This window comes from Proteus sp. G4380 (assembly GCF_963885725.1).
Lineage (GTDB): Bacteria > Pseudomonadota > Gammaproteobacteria > Enterobacterales > Enterobacteriaceae > Proteus > Proteus mirabilis.
On record NZ_CAWPAV010000047.1, the window covers coordinates 45068 to 63086 of the forward strand.

16 protein-coding genes are annotated in these 18019 nt (G+C 40.9%); 12 read left to right on the forward strand and 4 right to left on the reverse strand.

The window, feature by feature from the left end:
- Nucleotides 1-58: 58 nt before the first annotated feature.
- Nucleotides 59-1450 (reverse strand): cysteine--tRNA ligase, encoded by a 1392-nt coding sequence (cysS, locus tag AACU98_RS03920; RefSeq protein ID WP_004244247.1) that lies wholly within the window; start codon nucleotides 1448-1450, stop codon nucleotides 59-61.
- Nucleotides 1451-1841: 391 nt separating this feature from the next.
- On the opposite strand from cysS, the gene ppiB reads away from it, so the two are divergent.
- The 6 genes from ppiB to AACU98_RS03950 all read left to right on the forward strand — a co-directional run bounded on the left by ppiB (nucleotide 1842) and on the right by AACU98_RS03950 (nucleotide 7284).
- Complete coding sequence (gene ppiB / locus AACU98_RS03925; protein ID WP_004244249.1) at nucleotides 1842-2336, forward strand: peptidylprolyl isomerase B; 495 nt, start codon at nucleotides 1842-1844, stop codon at nucleotides 2334-2336.
- 12 nt (nucleotides 2337-2348) lie between these two features.
- The gene (locus tag AACU98_RS03930) at nucleotides 2349-3071 is read left to right on the forward strand and encodes a UDP-2,3-diacylglucosamine diphosphatase (RefSeq protein WP_004244250.1); all 723 of its coding nucleotides are present in this window, start codon (nucleotides 2349-2351) and stop codon (nucleotides 3069-3071) included.
- Between the two features lie 132 nt (nucleotides 3072-3203).
- Entirely contained in the window at nucleotides 3204-3725 is a 522-nt protein-coding gene (gene purE / locus AACU98_RS03935; protein ID WP_012368268.1) for a 5-(carboxyamino)imidazole ribonucleotide mutase, read from the forward strand.
- Nucleotides 3722-4789: a 5-(carboxyamino)imidazole ribonucleotide synthase gene (purK, locus tag AACU98_RS03940; RefSeq protein WP_004244253.1), complete on the forward strand. Its 1068-nt coding sequence runs from the start codon at nucleotides 3722-3724 to the stop codon at nucleotides 4787-4789. Before purE ends, purK begins: the two co-directional genes overlap by 4 nt.
- 123 nt (nucleotides 4790-4912) lie before the next feature.
- On the forward strand, nucleotides 4913-6181 hold the full coding sequence (locus AACU98_RS03945) for an MFS transporter (RefSeq protein WP_161735573.1): 1269 nt from the start codon (nucleotides 4913-4915) through the stop codon (nucleotides 6179-6181).
- A gap of 77 nt (nucleotides 6182-6258) precedes the next feature.
- Nucleotides 6259-7284 (forward strand): mechanosensitive ion channel family protein, encoded by a 1026-nt coding sequence (locus AACU98_RS03950; protein ID WP_004244256.1) that lies wholly within the window; start codon nucleotides 6259-6261, stop codon nucleotides 7282-7284.
- 99 nt (nucleotides 7285-7383) lie between these two features.
- On the opposite strand, the gene ybbP is transcribed toward AACU98_RS03950, so the two are convergent.
- Nucleotides 7384-9825, reverse strand: coding sequence for a putative ABC transporter permease subunit YbbP (gene ybbP, locus AACU98_RS03955; RefSeq protein ID WP_161735575.1), 2442 nt, complete (start codon nucleotides 9823-9825; stop codon nucleotides 7384-7386).
- A complete protein-coding gene (ybbA, locus tag AACU98_RS03960) occupies nucleotides 9822-10508 on the reverse strand; it encodes a putative ABC transporter ATP-binding protein YbbA (RefSeq protein WP_161735577.1) in 687 nt (228 codons plus the stop codon). The genes ybbP and ybbA overlap by 4 nt, the downstream gene beginning before the upstream one ends.
- Here ybbA and tesA point away from each other — a divergent pair.
- The 5 genes from tesA to AACU98_RS03985 all read left to right on the forward strand — a co-directional run bounded on the left by tesA (nucleotide 10479) and on the right by AACU98_RS03985 (nucleotide 14374).
- A complete protein-coding gene (tesA, locus tag AACU98_RS03965) occupies nucleotides 10479-11108 on the forward strand; it encodes a multifunctional acyl-CoA thioesterase I/protease I/lysophospholipase L1 (RefSeq protein ID WP_036907491.1) in 630 nt (209 codons plus the stop codon). The two genes, ybbA and tesA, sit on opposite strands and share 30 nt — an antisense overlap.
- A gap of 50 nt (nucleotides 11109-11158) precedes the next feature.
- Nucleotides 11159-11944 (forward strand): SDR family oxidoreductase, encoded by a 786-nt coding sequence (locus tag AACU98_RS03970; RefSeq protein WP_004244260.1) that lies wholly within the window; start codon nucleotides 11159-11161, stop codon nucleotides 11942-11944.
- An 85-nt stretch (nucleotides 11945-12029) separates the two neighbouring features.
- Nucleotides 12030-12887, forward strand: a complete 858-nt coding sequence (locus AACU98_RS03975; RefSeq protein WP_004244262.1) for a co-chaperone YbbN — start codon at nucleotides 12030-12032, stop codon at nucleotides 12885-12887.
- A gap of 39 nt (nucleotides 12888-12926) precedes the next feature.
- Complete coding sequence (locus AACU98_RS03980) at nucleotides 12927-13850, forward strand: SPFH domain-containing protein (protein ID WP_004244263.1); 924 nt, start codon at nucleotides 12927-12929, stop codon at nucleotides 13848-13850.
- Between the two features lie 2 nt (nucleotides 13851-13852).
- Complete coding sequence (locus tag AACU98_RS03985; RefSeq protein ID WP_004250295.1) at nucleotides 13853-14374, forward strand: NfeD family protein; 522 nt, start codon at nucleotides 13853-13855, stop codon at nucleotides 14372-14374.
- Here the strand turns inward: AACU98_RS03985 and cueR are convergent.
- The gene (cueR, locus tag AACU98_RS03990) at nucleotides 14340-14741 is read right to left on the reverse strand and encodes a Cu(I)-responsive transcriptional regulator (protein WP_004244266.1); all 402 of its coding nucleotides are present in this window, start codon (nucleotides 14739-14741) and stop codon (nucleotides 14340-14342) included. The two genes, AACU98_RS03985 and cueR, sit on opposite strands and share 35 nt — an antisense overlap.
- Before the next feature lie 134 nt (nucleotides 14742-14875).
- Here cueR and copA point away from each other — a divergent pair, with 134 nt between their 5' ends.
- Complete coding sequence (gene copA / locus AACU98_RS03995; RefSeq protein WP_126402887.1) at nucleotides 14876-17830, forward strand: copper-exporting P-type ATPase CopA; 2955 nt, start codon at nucleotides 14876-14878, stop codon at nucleotides 17828-17830.
- The last annotated feature ends 189 nt before the right edge of the window (nucleotides 17831-18019 follow it).

An 18019-nucleotide genomic window follows, 5' to 3' on the forward strand; every position in this document is an offset into this window, starting at 1 on the left:
TCGGATAATGATTACCCGATATTTTTGACTTTATCTGCTTTATCAATAGGTAGCAATATTAGCTATTACGACGCCATGTTGTACCTTGTGGGCCATCTTCTAATACAATTCCCATTGCTGTTAAAGCATCACGAGCGGCATCCGCAGCTGCCCAATCTTTATTCTTACGAGCATCATTGCGTTGTTGAATTAACGCTTCAATTTTTTCTACTTCATCAGCATCGTCTGCTTGCGCACCACTTTGTAAGAAGTGTTCTGGTTGTTGCTCTAATAGGCCTAATACTTTGGCCAATTTACGCAACACCGCTGCTAAACCATTAGCCGCCTCCATATTGACGGTTTTTAAGCGATTCACTTCGCGTGCTAAATCAAATAACACAGAATAGGCTTCTGGTGTATTGAAATCATCGTTCATTGCTTCAATAAACTGCGCTTCAAACGCTTCACCACCAGCAGGTTGAGCATTTGCATCAGTGCCACGTAAAGAAGTATATAAACGCTCTAATGCGGTACGCGCCTGTTTTAAGTTCTCTTCGGTATAATTTAGTTGGCTACGATAGTGTCCTGATAATAAGAAATAACGTACCGTTTCAGCATCGTAATAGGCAAGAACATCACGAATAGTAAAAAAGTTATTCAGTGATTTAGACATTTTTTCTTTGTCTACCATCACCATACCGGAATGCATCCAATAGTTAACATAAGGACCATCATGAGCGCAGGTTGATTGTGCAATTTCATTTTCATGATGCGGGAACATTAAATCTGAACCACCGCCATGAATATCAAAATGATGACCTAATTCTTTACCATTCATGGCTGAACATTCAATATGCCAGCCTGGTCGCCCTTCTCCCCATGGTGATGTCCAACTTGGTTCACCGGGTTTTGACATTTTCCAAAGCACGAAATCCATAGGATTGCGTTTTACGTTAGCGACTTCAACCCGAGCCCCTGCTTGTAGTTGCTCTAAATCTTGACGAGAAAGCAAGCCATAATCCGGATCGGTATCAATGGCAAACATCACATCACCATTTTCTGCTACATAAGCATGACCACGTTTAATTAATGTCTCGGTAAGAGCAATAATTTCTGCAATATGATGTGTGGCTCGTGGCTCTGAATCAGGGCGTAAGATATTCAATGCATCAAAATCTTTATGCATTTCCGCTAACATACGTGTCGTTAATTGTTCGCAAGTTTCATTATTTTCAATCGCACGCTTGATGATTTTATCATCCACATCGGTGACATTGCGCACATAATTCACATCATACCCTAAATAACGTAAATAGCGGGTTATGGCATCAAATGCCACAAATGTACGTCCATGACCAATATGACATAAATCATAAATAGTGATGCCACACACGTACATACCTATTTTTCCTTTATGGATAGGTTTAAATTCTTCTTTTTGTCGAGTAAGAGTATTAAAAATCTTTAGCATCAGAGGACGTTCCCATTTTTAACTGTACGTGTTGATTACGTATTTATGTATATAAAATAACGACTACAGCGATAAAAATAACCACATAACATTACCTTTATAAGGGTTTTAATGCCTAAACTCAAAGGTAATCCAATTAATAGTCTCTTATATTACTCTGCTCTGCGTTTATTTTCACTGTTCAATCGTTAACAGTAAGGCGCCAAATTGAGTTTATTGGTGAAATAATTGGCGAAAAATGTTTTCTATTACTATTTTCGCGCTTTTTAGCGTGAAAGTCGCCATGAACAAAAGATGAATACTGACTAAATAAGGTAACTGTGGTATAAAAAAACGGTCTATTGTTTCAGCCCACATCTGGGTAAAACTAAAATTATACTAGGATCTGAATATGGTTACTTTTCATACCAATTACGGCGATATCGTGATTAAAACATTTGCAGATAAAGCACCTGCAACCGTAGAAAATTTTTTAGATTACTGTAAAGAAGGGTTCTACGATAACACTATCTTCCACCGTGTTATTAATGGTTTTATGATCCAAGGTGGTGGTTTTGAACCTGGTATGAAGCAAAAAGAAACTAAAGCCCCGGTAAGAAACGAAGCAAACAACGGTCTTGCCAATAATCGTGGTACATTAGCGATGGCTCGTACCAACGATCCACATTCTGCAACAGCACAATTCTTTATCAACGTAGCAGATAACGACTTCTTAAACTTCCGTGCAGAAAATGCCAATGGTTGGGGATATTGTGTATTTGCTGAAGTTGTTGAAGGGATGGATGTTGTAGACAAAATCAAAGCCGTTTCTACTGGTCGCAGTGGTTTCCACCAAGATGTTCCTCGTGAAGATATTATCATTAACAGTGTTACTGTTAGCGAATAAGTAGCGCTTTTTATGTGCACCCTGTTTATTGCAGATCTGCATTTAAGTGAGCACGAACCGGCAATTACTGCCGGTTTTCTTCGCTTTTTACAAGAGCAAGCGATCCACGCAAATGCACTTTATATTTTGGGTGATTTTTTTGATTTTTGGATTGGTGATGATGATCCTAATCCACTACATCAGCGCATAGCCCAAGCATTAATGGCATTAAAAAATGCGGGAGTGCCCTGCTATTTTATTCATGGTAACCGCGATTTCTTAATCGGCTCTCGCTTTGCAAAAGAGAGCGGAATGACACTGCTACCACAAGAAAAAGTGCTTGAGATAGAGCAACATCGCATTTTAATCTTACATGGTGATACGCTTTGCACCGATGATGATGCCTATCAACGCTATCGTAAAAAAGTCCACAATAAGTTTATTCAACGCTTATTCCTACTCCTTCCTCTGACCATTCGATTACGTATTGCTAAAAAAATGCGCTCTCGTAGTCAAAGTAGCAACCAATACAAATCTGAAGCGATAATGGACGTTAATGCTCAAGCCGTTATCAATACCTTTAAACAATTTAATACCCAATGGATGATCCACGGTCATACTCATCGACCGGCGATCCACACCGTCGACATTGATGGGAAACCACATTATCGAGGTGTATTAGGAGCTTGGCATACGGAAGGCTCAATGTTTAAAGTCACCTCAGATAAAATCGAACTGATCCAATTTCCATTTTAAATAGATGATACTTTTTCGGCTATTGTAGCATATTTTTCTTTACGCAAACGTTTTCCTTGACGTGTTAGCGTGATACTATCATGCTCAGTTTCTCTGGCTATATCCGTTTATGCTTACAGGAGCAGTTAAGTAATGTCTTCTCAAGTTGGTCTCAATACCTCATCCCCTCGTATCGCCATTGTGATGGGTTCGAAAAGTGACTGGGCGACAATGTGTCATGCCGCAGAAGTCCTAGACACGTTACAACTTCCTTACCATGTTGAAATTGTTTCCGCACACCGAACACCGGATAAATTATTTCGTTTCGCAGAACAGGCCAAAGAGAATGGTTTTGACGTGATTATTGCGGGTGCTGGCGGTGCTGCACATTTACCGGGGATGTTGGCAGCCAAAACCTTAGTTCCTGTATTAGGGGTTCCTGTACAAAGTGCTGCATTAAGTGGTGTTGATAGCCTTTATTCTATTGTACAAATGCCGAAAGGTATTCCCGTTGGCACACTGGCTATTGGTAAAGCGGGGGCTGCTAATGCCGCGCTACTCGCCGCACAAATTTTAGCATTACACTCTGCTGATATTTTTAATGCATTAACACAATGGCGAGCAACACAGACACAAGAAGTCCTTAATCACCCTGATCCAAGGGAGGCGCTATGAAGCCGGTTTGTGTTCTTGGTAATGGACAGTTAGGTCGAATGTTACGTCAAGCGGGTGAGCCATTAGGTATTGCGGTATATCCCGTGGGGCTTGATGCTGAACCCGAAGCGGTACCTTATCAAAAGAGTATTATTACCGCAGAAATTGAACGTTGGCCGGAAACCGCATTAACCAATGAGTTAGAGCACCATGCTAACTTTATTAACCGAGATATTTTTCCATTACTCGCAGATCGCTTACCACAAAAACAACTCCTTGATGAGCTTCATTTAGCGACGGCACCTTGGCAACCATTAACTTCGGCTGAGCAATGGCCTGAGCTATTCAATCAGCTAGGGGAGTTTATTATCGTTAAACGCCGTGTTGGTGGTTACGACGGACGAGGTCAATGGCGGATACACCCAGGTGACGAACAACAATTACCAGCCGAAATATATGGTGAATGTATTGTCGAACAAGGTATTCCTTTCTCTGGAGAAGTCTCTTTAGTTGGTGCAAGAAATCGTCAGGGGGATTGTGTTTTTTATCCACTCACTCACAATCTTCATCAAGATGGCATTTTACGCATGAGTGTTGCGCTACCAAATCCTCCCGAGGCATTACAACAATTAGCAGAGGATATGCTTAGCAAGATCCTCAATAAACTAAATTATATCGGTGTAATGGCCATGGAATGCTTTATTGTCGGTGATAAATTACTGATTAATGAACTCGCACCTCGCGTCCACAACAGTGGTCACTGGACACAAAATGGTGCTTCTATTAGCCAGTTTGAACTTCACTTACGTGCTATTCTTGATTTACCGATGCCCAAACCTAATGTTTGCCAATCGGCGGTAATGGTTAATCTTATTGGAACGGAGATCGACACCAAATGGCTATCATTACCTTTAGTTCATCTACATTGGTATGAAAAAGAAGTGCGTCCAGCCCGCAAAGTAGGGCATCTCAACTTAGTACATAATAACCATCAAGCTCTGCAAAAGACCTTAAGTGCATTAAGTCCCCTGCTCGATGAAGCCTACCAATATCCGATTAAATGGGCGCTAGAAAAATTAAGCTAGCAGTCCGACTCAGAAAGTTAGAGAATAATAGCCTTTAAATGTACTGGCCTGTGAATACAAGGCCAGTTATTCGCTATTTTTTCCTGAACATTCAGGATACTGCACCCGTTCTATGGAGTCAGGATGCCAGTCACGCAACAAAATTTTGGTCCTATCTATCAGTGGAGCATACTGATACTGCTAGGTTTAGTGTACTTTCTCGCTACCGCAACAACATTTACCTCTTTAGGTGTGGTTCTACCTAGTATGATAGCTGAACTAGAGTGGAACTGGACACAAGCTGGCCTTGGTTTTACTTTATTGGGCTTAACCTGTGGACTTGCGAGCTTTTTACCCACTTTACTTATCCGTAAATTAAACGTCCGCTTCACACTCCTCATTGGACTGATTATTTTTGTCAGTGGATTCTATTTTCTATATGAAACCAATACCATCACACGCTACTTTCTTGGTACCGCCTTACTTGGGGTAGGTTTTACACTATTAGCAACCGTACCGGGCACTTACGTGCTATCGCGTCTATTTGAAAAACAGTCTTTTGCTTTTGGTGTCTATTTTACTATTGGTGGATTGGGAGGAGTTGCAGGCCCTTGGATCTATTTTTTAGCCACACACCTTTGGCACACATGGCGTATGCATTGGCTTATTTCAGCTATTATTCTATCAATTATTACCCTGCTGACTATTTTAGTATTACAAGAAGGCTCAGCAGAAAAAGCGCATGCGAAAAAAATCAGTCAATTACAAAGTAGCAAACGTATTTATCAAACCAAAGCGATATGGACCGCACGTCATGCTTTACGAACATGGCAATTTTATGTCATTGCTGCCACTTACACCGCTTTTCTATGGTGCGGGATCACAGTAAATAGTTTTGCAGTTGCACATATTATTGAAAATGGTTTTAGTGAAACTATTGCTGCAACGCTACTGAGCACCATGGCTTTTATCAATGCATTCTCACGATTAGCCGGTGGGGCGATTGGTGAATGGTTAGAGCCTAAAAAATTACTGATTGCCAGCTTAACGATTATTATTATCGGTCTATTAGCACTGAGTATGGCTAATAGTTGGATCTACCTAATGCTATTTACCCTTTGTGTGGGGATCGGTTATGGTATGACCTTCTTAGCCTCAAGTGTATTACTGGCTAACTATTTTGGTCGCGCACCTTATTTAGAACTATTTTCGGTGATGAACCTGATCTCAACATTGGCCTGTTTAGCCCCCTTCTTTGCTGGGGCTATTAAGGATATTTCAGGCAGCTTCACACCTGCATTTTTAATTCTCACTATCCCTGTTTTAGTTATTTTGGTGATCACACTATTTATGCGCCCACCAATTTATCCTAACTTCCAACATGCCAGTGAAAAACATAATGCGCCAAGATAAAAATAAAACCGCAAATCTAGTTTAGAAATCCAATCAATATTATAGAGAAGCGGTTTTAGCGAGGAGAGATCGAGCAGATGAATGAAGAATTAATCATGAAATACTCAATTGGTATCGGCATAGCTTTGGCGTGTTTTATCGCCTTTCTTGCCATATCTTTTTTACATGATAAACAAAAAAAACGTCGTAGAAACATAATTATTCACATCATCCAAGCTATTTTGCTTTGTAGTTTAGTGGCTATTGTAAGCCAATACTGTGAAATGGCGGTGGTAGATTTTAAACTACACTTTATCTCTTTTCAGATGATTAATTTCTTTAGCTATCTTGCTATCGCATTAATCCTAATGAGAAAATTTTTCTTACTCATTAATTTATTAGAAAAATCACAAATTAAAAAAGGCAGTGATCCCACCTCAGCCCGTATTATTTCGCGTATATTTAAAATCACTCTTCTTGTCATCATGATCTTACTGTTCGGTGAGCATTTTGGCATGAGTTTATCGGGCTTAATGACATTTGGTGGCTTAGGCGGTATTGCCATTGGTATGGCAAGTAAAGACGTTATGAGTAACCTTTTTTCAGGTGTTATGCTCTATTTTGATCGCCCTTTTAACATTGGTGATTGGGTACGTTCACCCGATCGCAATATCGAAGGAACTGTTGTTGAGATTGGCTGGCGTATCACAAAGATAATGACCTTTGATCATCGCCCGTTATATATTCCAAACTCAGTATTTTCCTCCATTAGTGTTGAAAACCCCGGCAGAATGACCAATCGACGTATTGAAACAGAATTAGGGTTACGCTATGAAGATTCGGACAAAGTTGGGGTTATTGTCGAAGATATCCGCACAATGCTACAACAAAACGACAAAATCGACACCAAACAAACTTTATTGGTCTATTTTAATCAATTCGCCGATTCATCATTAAATATTATGGTGTACTGTTTTACCAAAACCACAGTATGGGCAGAATGGTTAGATGCGCAGCAAGAAGTTTATTTAAAAATGATTGATATTGTGCATCAACATGGCGCTGACTTCGCCTTCCCATCACAAACTGTATATATTGAAAAATCATCGCCTGTATCACCATAAGCATCCGATAAAAAAATGCTGATATCCGTTCAATATCAGCATTTTTAATTCAATATCACGTATCACTTCATTTAATGATAACTAGATAACTAATGGCGACTATTCCCCCTGAATACGACGATATTGGCCTTTATCTTGTAATAGCCTAACCCCTAAAATACTACCACAAAGTGAAAGTAATACGGCGGCAAGAGCGGGAACAACTATCCACATCATCCATTGTGGTTGCCATGGGAAATTAAATACCGATTTTTGCAACAACCCTAATGCAACTTCAGCCCCTATCGCTGCAGCTAAACCGGCCATTAACCCTAATAAGGCAAACTCCGCCCAAAGCGTGCGTCTTAATAGTGACTTACTCGCGCCTAATGTTCGATAAACCACCAACTCGATACGACGTTGTGTCATACCGACTTGAATTTGTGCCACTAATAGCAATGCCCCACACAGCATAACTAATCCAACCATAATTTCTAATGCTCGGCTGACTTGCTGTAAGATCTGCTGAACTTGCTGAATTAATGCACCCGTATCTAGCACACTGACCGTAGGAAATTGTCGATTTAATGCGGTGATCAAACTTCCATCACCATTGTAATAAAAACTGCTCATCCATTTTTCAGGCTGATTGCTTAGCCCTTCTTCTGCGAAAATAAAGAAGAAATTTGGTCGCATATTTTCCCAATCAACATGGCGAATGCTGGTGACAACAGATTTAAACTCGCGAGTATCACCAACAAAAGTTAGCTCATCCCCCAGCTTTATTTCTAACTTTTGTGCAACCCCCTGATCGATTGAAACGCCATTACCGACGGGAGGCCATGAGCCTTCGACAATAACATTATCTTTAGGAAGTTCACTGTGCCACATTAAATTAAGCTCTCTTCGTACGGTATTATTCCCCGCATCCCGTGCATCTGCCCACACTTTCGCATTGTGATCATTAATCGCTGTTAAACGTGCTAACACAACCGGATAAGCATCTGTCGGTGCCACATGATAAGTGGCTAATAATGTATTAATCTGCTGTACCTGAGGCTTTGACATATTAATCAAGAAATAGTTAGGACTATCTTCAGGTAACTGCTGTTGCCATTTTTCCAATAAATCCCCTTGCAGCAAAACCAATAGCGTCAATAGCATAAAGGATAATGAAAAAGCGGCTAATTGCGTCATGGTTTGGAAAGGCTGGCGTAATAAACGTGTCACCGCTAAACGGGCACTCAATTGCTTAAATTTAAATTGCTTTAAAAGCCATAATCCAAGCCAACCAATCACGCCAAGCAAGAAAGCAATGACGACGATACCTAATAAAATAGACCACAATAAAACACCCGTTCCGGCAAACAGAGTTAAAGCGCCAACAACAATCAATGCAACGATGGGTAAATAATAACGTAGTGGCCAACTAGGTGCCGTAGTACCACTTCTCAACACGCGGGAAGGTTGCGTTGACATTAATTGATGATAAGGGCGTAACCCCGTCAATAACGCGATGAGTAGTAAAGAGCCAACCGACCATAGCCATGGCATAAAGCTCGCATCAGGTAAACTTTTTGGTAATACCGGTGCTAAAATCTGCAACAATACTAATTCAAAGCCCCAACCGACCAGTGAGCCGACCACGATAGCCGCAACAATAATCACCCCCCACTGCCCTATAATCCATTTACGTAATGCATGATTATCGGCACCTAAGGTTTTTAATACCGCAATTAGCGTATGTCGACTACGGCAATAATGTGTCATTGAAACCGCGACGGCAGAAATCGCCAATAATAGTGTTAATAATGCAGATAATAGTAAAAAGTTTTTTGCTCTCTCCATTGATTGAGATAGCGCACCATTATCTTGTTTTAAGCTATTCCAACGCTGGTCAGGTTTTAATAAGGGATCAAAGCGTTGTTGGTATTCATCAATTAATGCTTCATTACCCGCAAACATATAACGGTAAGTTAAGCGGCTTCCCGGCTGAACGGCACCAGTCGCTTCAACATCAGCAAGATTAATTAAAATACGCGGGGCAATTTGAAAAGGATTAAAACCACTGTCAGGCTCTTGAACTAATACACCGCTAATTGTAAAAGTGGCATCACCGACATCAATATTATCACCAACCTTGATACCCAAAAGCGCCAGTAACCTTGCATCTACTAACGCCGTGCCTTTCTCCGCTTTTAGCCCTGCGGGCTGAGTTTCTAGCTCACCATAGAGTGGATATAAGTTATCCGCGGCTTTTACCAACGCCAATTGAGGAGTATCACCTTCTGGGGCATAAGACATGGTGGTAAATTGCATTTGACGACTAAGTGTTAGCCCCATTCTTTTAGCTTCAGCTAGCCAATTTTCATCAACAGGATACGAGGCGCGTAGCACTAAATCACCGGCGATAAGATCACGACTTTGAGCATAAATACTTTTATCAATGCGATCACCAATACGCCCTAACGCCAGCACACAAGCCACCGCCAGCGCTAAAGAGAGCCAAACAATTAATAAAGCCGGCGAGCGCCACTCACGCCAAAACCAACGCCAGATCATGACTCCTCCTTAAGTTGCCCATCAACAAGACGTAATCTTCGCTGACAACGAGCGGCAAGCTCATTATCGTGGGTGACCAAAATTAATGTTGTGGCATAATCACGATTAAGGGAAAACAGTAAATCGGCAATTTTATCTCCCGTTTTTCGATCAAGATTACCTGTTGGCTCATCAGCAAACAGGATCGCCGGTTGGGTACAAAAAGCTCTTGCTAATGCAACACGTTGTTGCTCACCACCGGAAAGTTGTGCGGGCATATGATACAAGCGCTCACTCAAACCCAATTGTTTAAGTAAATCAACAGCTCGCGTATGGCTCTGTTTTTCTGACTCACCTTTTAATAACGCAGGAAGTTGCACATTCTCTAAGGCATTTAACGTTGGAATTAGCATAAAAGATTGAAAAACAAATCCGACATGTTGTGCACGTAATTTTGCCCGCTCTTCTTCATTCATTTTGGTCAGATCGTGTCCCATTAATTGCACACGACCAGCGCCTCCATCATCTAATCCTGCAATAATACCTAAAAGTGTAGATTTGCCCGATCCTGACTCACCAATTAAAGCAATTGTCTGTGCAGACTCGACAACTAACTCAACACCCTGCAATATAGAGATCTGACTATCACCTTCTCCTACTTGTTTGGTTAACTGATGAACTTCAAGAACCTTTTCCGTCGACATACTTGTTTCCTTATCGTCATGATGATGTTTAGCTTTAAGTCTATCGCTGCTGATACCTTTTTGATCTTTGGTGACAGCCTAAGTGCCGGATATCGCCTTCCTATTGAAAGCGCATGGGCGCAACGCCTCGCGGATAAGTGGAAATTAACTTATCCTGAAATAAATGTCGTGAATGCAAGCATCAGTGGCGAAACCGCATTTCAAGGTCAAAATAGGCTCCCTGATTTATTAAAACAGCACCAACCTCGTTGGGTTTTGATTGAACTGGGTGCAAATGATGGCTTACAAGGCTACCCTATAGCCCAAACGAAAGAAGCGTTGCAAAACATCATTACCCAAGTAAAAGAAGCGGGAGCAACGCCACTCTTTATGCAAATTATGATTTCGCCTAATTATGGTAAACGCTATACGCAATCTTTTTCTGCGATTTACCCACAATTGGCGAAAGACAATGCTCTTGAGCTTATCCCATTTTATATGGAGCAAATAGCAGATAAACCTGAGTGGATGCAAAACGACAGCATTCACCCAAATGAAGCGGCTCAGCCTTTTATTGCTCAATGGATGGATAAAACCCTATCCCCTTACCTAACACGTTAAACTATTGTGACAGTAGTTAACCTAGATTAAATGAGATTAATTGTAAAATTATGCAAAAAACGGTATTGATTACAGGAAGTTCTAGTGGGATTGGACTGTGTGCGGCAAAAACACTCAAGCAAAAAGGATATCGAGTACTGGCTGCTTGTCGCAAAGAAGATGATCTTAACCATATGGAAACATTGGGGTTTGAGCCTATTTTCCTTGATCTCGATGATGCAGAAAGTATCGAAAAAGCCATATTAGAAGTAATTCGCCTTACTAATGGGCGTTTATATGGATTATTTAATAATGGTGGTTTTGGGGTTTATGGTCCATTAAATGCGATTAGTCGCCAGCAAATGGAAAAACAATTTTCCACTAATTTTTTTGGCTTACATCAGCTTACTATGGGGTTACTGCCGGCGATGTTACCTCATGGCGAAGGACGTATTATTCAGACGAGCTCGGTAATGGGATTAATATCCACTCCCGGCCGAGGTGCTTATGCGGCGAGTAAATATGCCGTTGAAGCTTGGTCTGATGCATTAAGAATGGAACTTGCCTCTACGGGGATAAAAGTCAGTTTAATTGAGCCGGGTCCAATAAAAACACGCTTTACTGAAAATGTTAATCAAGCCCAACAAGATAAACCGGTAAAAAATCCGGGGATTGCGAGTCGTTTCACATTAACACCTGATGATGTAGTGAAAAAACTAATCCATGCTTTAGAAAGTCCAAGACCTAAGTTACGTTATCCTGTGACCTTACTCACTTATGCCGTCAAAGTGTTAAAACGACTCCTCCCTGATAGACTTATGGATAGGATCTTAAACGGCCAAAGTAACAAGGCTTGATTTTTGTAAAATTCATCCTTATTTATTAATGAAATAGCGTAATAAACAGCATTTATATTTAAAACTCTCAAAAAGGGATAAGTTAATGTTAGCAACTGCACATATTGTTGATGTAAATGAATCGAATATTCAGCAAGTTATAGAACAATCGATGACAAAACCGGTCATGATGTACTTCTATTCAGAGCGTAGTCCTCATTGTGCAGAGCTTGGGGCAACGTTGGATAAATTAGCGGCTGAATTTGCTGATCAGTTTGTATTAGCTAAATTAGATTGTGATGTTGAACAGATGATTGCCTCGCAATTTGGTCTACGTGCGATCCCAACTGTTTATATATTGCAAGAAGGTCGTCCTGTCGATGGGTTCCAAGGCCCACAACCTGAAGAAGCTATTCGCCAAATCCTTGCCAATATCTTACCTAAACCAGAAGAATTAAAAGCGGCGCAAGCTTCAGCACTATTAGCAGAAGGTAAAGCAGACGAAGCATTACCACTGTTAAAAGAAGCACACCAAATTGATCCTAAAAACAGTGAAATTACCTTAGCCCTCGCAGGTGCTTTAATTTCATTAAATAAACATAATGAAGCAGAAGAATTATTAGCCGCAATTCCATTGCAAGATCAAGATAGCTATTATCATAGTTTATTAGCTCAAATTGAACTGCAAAAACAAGCTGCCGACACACCTGAAATTCAGCAATTACAAGATAATTTTAATCAGCAACCTGACAATACTGAACTCGCTATTCAACTGGCGTTAAAACTGCATGAAGTGGCACGTAATGATGAAGCCCTTGAATTGCTATTTAATTTTCTGAAAAAAGATCTTAATGCCGGTGAAGGACAAGTTAAGAAAACCCTGATGGATATTTTATCTGCTTTAGGGACTAATGATAATCTAGCATCTAAATATCGCCGAATGGTGTATTCTTTACTTTATTAATATTCATTTTATTTATTAAAGCAGGCTAAGGACAGATACATGGAAATAGTTATTGGTATTATTATCTTATTCGCCATTATTTTAGTTTTAAGTGGTGTAAAAACCGTTCCACAAGGTTATCAGTGGACTGTCGAGCGTTTTGGACGTTATACACGTACCCTTGCTCCAGGCCTTCAACTCCTTATTCCATTTATTGACCGTATTGGTCGTCGTATTAATATGATGGAACAAGTATTAGATATCCCTTCTCAGGAAGTGATTTCTCGTGATAACGCCAATGTCAGTATTGATGCGGTCTGCTTTATTCAAGTTATCGATCCAGTAAAAGCTGCTTATGAGGTGAATAACCTAGAGCTTGCAATCATCAATCTAACGCTAACCAATATCCGTACTGTGTTAGGCTCTATGGAACTGGATGAAATTCTTTCACAACGTGATCAGATCAATAGCCGTTTATTACTGATTGTTGATGATGCAACTAACCCATGGGGTATTAAAATTACCCGTATTGAAATTCGTGATGTGCGCCCACCACAAGAGCTAATTTCAGCCATGAATGCGCAGATGAAAGCTGAGCGTACTAAGCGTGCTGATATTCTAGAAGCAGAAGGTATCCGTCAAGCGGCAATCTTAAAAGCGGAAGGTGAAAAACAAGGGCAAATCTTAAAAGCAGAAGGTGAACGTCAGTCTGCTTTCTTACAAGCCGAAGCCCGTGAGCGTGCAGCAGAAGCGGAAGCAAAAGCGACGCAAATGGTATCAGAAGCTATCGCTAAAGGGGATATGCAAGCCATTAACTACTTTATTGCACAAAAGTATACCGATGCCCTGTCACAAATTGGTTCTGCCGATAACAGCAAAGTTGTAATGATGCCATTAGAAGCCAGTAACTTAATGGGTGCAATTGGTGGTATTTCAGAATTATTAAATACCAAAAAAAGTGACTCAGGTAACAAGAGCAATTAATTATGATTGAATGGATTAGTGCTCAGCCAGCACTTTTCTGGCTTTGTCTTGGTGTCTTACTATTAATCGCCGAAATGCTGGGCACTGCAGGCTACTTACTATGGTCTGGTATGGCCGCATTATGTGTTGCATTAATCGCATGGATCTTACCTATTGGTTGGCCCATTCAAGGTATTCTATTTGCATTACTCACCGTTATTAGTGCAATCCTTTGGCGTATCTGGCTTAAACGCAAAAAGTTATCCAAAGAAGCAGAAAACCTAAACCAAAAAAGCCACCAACTTATTGGTATAAAAGCAGTTTTGTTATCGGATACTGAAAATGGTTTTAGTCGCATAAAGCTTGCTGATGGGAGTTGGCGAGTCTATTCTGACACGCCATTAAAAGCAGGTGATACAGTCAAAGTGATTGCTATTGATGGTATCACCTTGCACGTCACCTCATTTTCTCCCACCACTCGCTCGGCATCATCAACACAGCATGCTGCTGTTATTGATGATGACAACAACCAGAAAGATGATTGATAATTGGGCATTCCGCCCCATCATCGCCAGGGCATTCATTTGCTAATAAGAGAAGCCGTTGACGAATGGCATTTAATTCGTTAATGGTTTTCTCTATCTCAGCCACTTTCTTTAAGGTTGCCTCTTTCACATCAGCACTGTGACGTGAGGGATTACGTAATAACATCAGCAATGAACGACACTCTTCTAAACTAAACCCGACTTCACGAGCTTGCTTTAACAGTGTTAATTCTTCGATATGTTGTGGTAAATAGTATCGATAGCCATTTTCACCCCGATGAGGTGGGGTTATCAGATCTTTTTCCTCATAAAAACGGATTGCTTTTGTCGTCAAACCGGTTTTGGTTGCGATTTCACTAATATTCAAAATTCCCCCTTGACCTTCCCCTTGCGGAAAGGTTTAGCCTTTATCTCAGATAAGAAAAAACCTTTTCAAGAAAGCAAGTTATCCCATATTACGCCATAATAGAGGTAATCGCTTTTTATTTGGAGATATTGACCATGGCAAAAACTACGCTACTCGCACTACAAGGGCTTTCATGCTCCCACTGTATTAACAGTGTAAAAAAATCACTTGATGCCCGCAATGATATAGAACAGTCCACGGTGACTATTCAATACGCTAAAATTGACAGCGACGCAACTGTTGAAAGCTTAATCAAAACCATTGAAGAAGCCGGATATGAAGCTCATCTAGCCACTCAAGCTGATGTAAAACTAAATTTGAGTGGACTTAACTGTATGAAATGCGTTGGTAAAACAGAAAATGCGTTATTAGCCGTTGACGGTGTTGTTGCGGTCAATGTAGACAAAACATCAGCTGAAATTTTTGGTACAGCAAACGCAAAAGATTTAATTGCCGCCGTTGTTGCTGAAGGTTTTGAAGCCTCATTAGCAAACGAAGAAGAAAATAAACCAAAAACGATTGAACTGACTTTATCAGGCTTAAATTGTGGTCATTGTATTAATTCAGTGAAGAAAGCTCTTGAAGGGACTGATGGGGTAGAAAGTGCACAAGTGGAATTAACTCATGCCACAGTAACAGGTACGGCAAACACAGAGCGTGTGATCACAGCCATTCAAGATGCTGGTTATGATGCAAAATTAGCAGGAGCCAACCACCCAAAAACTGAGCCGCTGACGCAAACGGATGCACCACTGGAAGCATCGTCAGCGGCGATTTGTGATATTCCAGTAGAAGAAGCCATCCTTGATAATAATAATGCTGATATCAGTATCGATGATGATAGCACTCAGCTATTAATCGACGGTATGACTTGTGCAAGCTGTGTTAGCAAAGTACAAAAAGCCTTACAAAGTGTTTCCGGTGTTGAAAATGCACGTGTTAATTTGGCTGAACGTAGCGCACTTGTAACCGGTCATGTTAATCATGATGACCTGATTAATGCGGTCGAAAAAGCAGGCTATGGGGCAGAAATTATTCAAGATGATGTAAAACGTAGAGAGCGTCAACAAGAAGTCGCTGTTGCTAATATGAAGCGTTTTCGCTGGCAAGCAGCCTTAGCCTTAGTCGTTGGTATTCCTGTAATGGTATGGGGAATGATCGGCGATAATATGATGTTAACGGAAGCTAATCATAATATCTGGTTAACTATCGGTATTATTACGCTTATTGTGATGATAGCTGCAGGTGGGCACTTTTATCGTAATGCGTGGCAAAGCCTAAAAAACGGCAGTGCCACCATGGACACGCTCGTTGCGTTAGGTACAGGGGCGGCTTGGCTCTATTCAATTAGTGTTAACTTATGGCCTGAGGTGTTTCCTGCCCAAGCAAGACATCTCTATTACGAGGCCAGTGCGATGATCATTGGTTTGATAAACCTTGGTCATATGCTTGAACAAAGAGCCCGTCAGCGCTCTTCTAAAGCATTAGAGCGTCTATTAGACTTAACACCACCAACAGCAAGAGTAGTAACAGATAATGGCGAAGTTGAAATGCCATTAGCGGATGTGAAACAAGGTATGATCTTGCGTTTAGCAACCGGTGATAAAGTTCCCGTTGATGGTGAAATCACCCAAGGTGAAGTGTGGATGGATGAGGCAATGTTAACTGGTGAGCCTATTCCACAACAAAAAAGCCTTGGTGATACTATTCATGCAGGTACTACCGTGCAAGATGGCTCAGTGCTGTTTAAAGCTGCAGCAGTAGGCAGTCAAACTACCCTTGCCAGAATTATCAAACTGGTACGTCAAGCACAAAGCAGTAAACCCGAAATAGGTCAATTAGCAGATAAAATTTCCAGTGTATTTGTTCCTATCGTCGTCGTTATTGCGTTAATTGCAGGGGCTATTTGGTACTTTTTTGGTCCTTCACCACAAATTACTTATGCACTCGTCATTATCACAACGGTATTAATTATCGCTTGTCCTTGTGCTCTAGGATTAGCGACCCCCATGTCGATCATTTCAGGTGTGGGACGTGCCGCAGAATATGGCGTATTAGTGCGTGATGCGGATGCATTACAACAAGCAAGCCAATTAGATACCTTAGTTTTTGATAAAACAGGTACCTTAACTGAAGGCATGCCACAAGTAACTGAGATCCACACATTCAATCAGATAAGTGAAACTCAAGCGCTAGCATTAGCAGGCGCACTAGAAAGTGGCTCTAATCATCCATTAGCAAAAGCGATTTTAACCAAAGCTGAAGGTATTAAATTACCGCAAATAAACCAATTTCGAACCCTTGCTGGTATGGGATTAAGTGGTGAAATTGACGGCAATATTGTGCTGTTAGGTAATCCTAAACTAATGAAAGAATCTGGCATTGATATAAGTGAGATAACCCCCCTAATAGAAAACCAATCAGCGAAAGGGGTAACCCCCGTCTTATTGGCGCAAAATGGGAAAATAGCGGCCCTACTTTCTATTCGTGATCCACTACGAGAAGATACCGTCAGTGCATTACAGCGTCTACATCATCAAGGTTATCGTTTGGTCATGTTAACTGGAGATAACCCTATTACAGCCAATGCGATAGCTAAAGAAGCAGGTATTGATCAAGTGATTGCAGGCGTTATGCCAGAAGGTAAAGCGCAAGCGATTAGTCAACTACAGGCAGAAGGTCGTCGCGTAGCAATGATTGGGGATGGTATTAACGATGCCCCAGCACTGGCTAAAGCAGACGTTGGTATTGCGATGGGTGGTGGCAGTGATATCGCCATTGAAACTGCGGCCATTACCTTAATGCGCCATAGCTTACATGGTGTTGCTGATGCGGTTGAGATCTCAAAAGGCACACTGCGCAATATGAAACAAAACTTGTTTGGTGCATTTATATATAACAGTTTAGGCATTCCTATCGCTGCCGGTATCTTATATCCTTTTACCGGTACATTATTAAACCCTGTGGTTGCAGGGGCTGCCATGGCCTTATCATCAATCACTGTCGTCAGTAATGCCAACCGATTATTACGTTTTAAACCGAAAAAATAGTCGCAATTAATCAGTCAAATACAGCCTCTTCTATCTTTAGATACCAGAGGCTTTTTTATTATCCAGAGAGAATTATCATCATTTCAATAAGTTAAAAAAAAGCCGATATTGCTATCGGCCAGTCAAAGAGGAATTTTTCATTATACAAGAGAGTCATCACTCCGCCCTCTTAACGATAGAATAGCAATT